Annotated in this window: 2 protein-coding genes and 1 pseudogene; all 3 read left to right on the top strand. The window is 68.7% G+C overall.

Annotation, left to right across the window (positions count from 1 at the left end):
• Positions 1-809, top strand: an 809-nt coding sequence (locus GPA_RS13525; RefSeq protein ID WP_414735668.1) for an NAD(P)/FAD-dependent oxidoreductase, incomplete at its 5' end; no start/stop codon positions are given.
• Positions 810-971: 162 nt separating this feature from the next.
• Complete coding sequence (locus tag GPA_RS13520) at positions 972-1,232, top strand: twin-arginine translocase TatA/TatE family subunit (protein WP_015540211.1); 261 nt, start codon at positions 972-974, stop codon at positions 1,230-1,232.
• Between the two features lie 479 nt (positions 1,233-1,711).
• Positions 1,712-2,047: pseudogene (locus tag GPA_RS19465) on the top strand (helix-turn-helix transcriptional regulator); the annotation flags it as partial.

The raw sequence follows: 2,047 nt of genomic DNA, 5'->3' as shown, positions 1-2,047 counted from the left end.
CCTACGAGCTGCGCGCCCGTCACACGGTGGTGGCCACCGGCCGGCGCGGGGCCGACTGGCTGGAGCGCATGTGCCGCGAGCATCGGATAGCGCACGGCCCCGGTCCCGTGGACATCGGCGTGCGCGTGGAGGTGCGCAACGAGGTCATGCGCACGGTGAACGACGTGCTGTACGAGAGCAAGCTCATCGGCTACCCCAAGCCCTTCAAGAACAAGGTGCGCACGTTCTGCCAGAATCCCGGCGGCTTCGTGAGCCAGGAGAACTACGACGGGGGCCTCGCCGTGGTGAACGGCCACTCGTACAAGGAGCGGAAGTCCGCGAACACGAACCTGGCCATCCTGTGCTCGCACAACTTCTCCGAACCCTTCGACCAGCCCATCGCCTATGCGCAGAAGGTGGGCGAGCTCACGAACATGCTGGGCGACGGTCGCATCCTCGTGCAGCGCCTGGGCGACATCCTGGACGGGAAGCGCACCTGGGACAAGGAGCTGCGCCGCAGCAACGTGGCGCCCACGCTGGGCGATGCGGTGGCCGGCGACATAACGGCCGCCATGCCCTACCGCGCCATGACGAACATCCTGGCCTTCATGCTGGTCGTGGACGAGGTGGTGCCCGGCTTCGCCGCCCCCGAGACGCTGCTGTACTCGCCGGAGCTCAAGTTCTACAGCAACCGTGTGAAGATGGACGAGGGCTTCCGCACGAGCGTGCGGGGCCTGCGCTGCCTGGGGGACTCGAGCGGCTGGACGCGCGGGCTCATGATGGCATCCGTCATGGGCTATTTGGCGGGACGTTCGCTTGCCGACGCCTAGAACAGGGGAAACGCGCGCGTACTCCATCTGCATGACACGGTGCGCGCAGGCTGCATGACGAAAATCAGCCGTCTGCACGATAGCCGGGCGGCGTGCAACGGCCCATACTGCGGAGCTGTTTGAAACCGATGGGGACGATTCCCCGCGCATTGGAGGCGTACTATGAAGATCCTCGGTATGGGCATGCCCGAACTGCTCATCATCCTCGGCGTAATTCTGCTCATCTTCGGCCCGAAGAACCTGCCGAAGCTCGGCGCCGCGCTGGGCTCGACGGTGAAGAACCTGCGCGAGGGCCTTGGCGGCGACAAGAAGGTCGAGAGCGTCGACGACGACGCCGAGATCGTGGAGTCCGAGGACGAGGACGCCGCCGAGGGCGACGAGCCCAAGGCCGCGAAGAAGGTGCGCGCCCGCAAGGCCGCCTAGGCACGCAATCCCGCGCGCTGCGCGCAAGCGCATGCGCTGTTCCTTCCCTTGAGCGCGAACTCCCTCCTCGCGCTCGGCCATGCGCCTGTGCAACCGCACGGGCGCATGGCCGTTTCAGGGGAGGGGTCGCGAGCCCTCCGTCCCCCCGCGAGTCGGCCCGCTCCCGCTCTCGCGAGCCGGCGCGAATCGTGCGTGCTGGGGGAGCGATCCGGCGCATCGGGAAGTCCCCGAGGTCGACCGCATGCGCCGGGCGGCCGCCTTCGGACGCGGGCACCCGGCCGGCTGGTGCGAACGGTCGGATGCTCCCGTCTCCCAAGCCTTCTCCTTGCGGCTCGCTCCCTGGCGCGATCCCTCTCGCTTGTTGGGCTGGATCCGCTTCCCGTGCTCGTTTTGCGGGTGCGCGCGCTGCGGGGCCGGCCGCGGGCCGGCATGCGCTATCATGGTGCTTCCGATATCCGCAGGGGAAGGGAGGCCCGGGCATGGGCGCGCATCGCCGTGGCGGCAGGGCCTCCCTGCGCGCCGTCGTAGGGTTCGCCTGCAACCAGGGCTTCGTCTTCTCGCTGTTCTACATGGGCGCGAACCGGGCGTTCGGCGAGGGCATCCTGTCGTTCGAGCGGGCGGACCTGTTCGGCACGCTGCTGTTCATGATGGTTTCGTTCGGCCTCCTGCGCGTGGCCTCCCCCAAGGCGCGCGGGGCGCTGCTCGCGCGGCCGCTTCTGTGGTGCTACGCCGTGCTGCTCGTGGTGGGCTCGATCGTGCCGGCGCTCGCCGGGAATCCGGCTCCGGCGAGCCTCGCGCTGGAGAGCGCGCTCGTG

Source organism: Gordonibacter pamelaeae 7-10-1-b, assembly GCF_000210055.1.
Lineage (GTDB): Bacteria > Actinomycetota > Coriobacteriia > Coriobacteriales > Eggerthellaceae > Gordonibacter > Gordonibacter pamelaeae.
The sequence above is the reverse complement of the archived record's forward strand: the minus strand, read 5'-3'. Positions and strand labels throughout refer to the sequence as shown.

Excerpts from the sequence above, each read along its gene's own strand:
- GPA_RS13520 (WP_015540211.1), top strand. The coding sequence starts at position 972 with ATGAAGATCCTCGGTATGGGCATGCCCGAACTGCTCATCATCCTCGGC.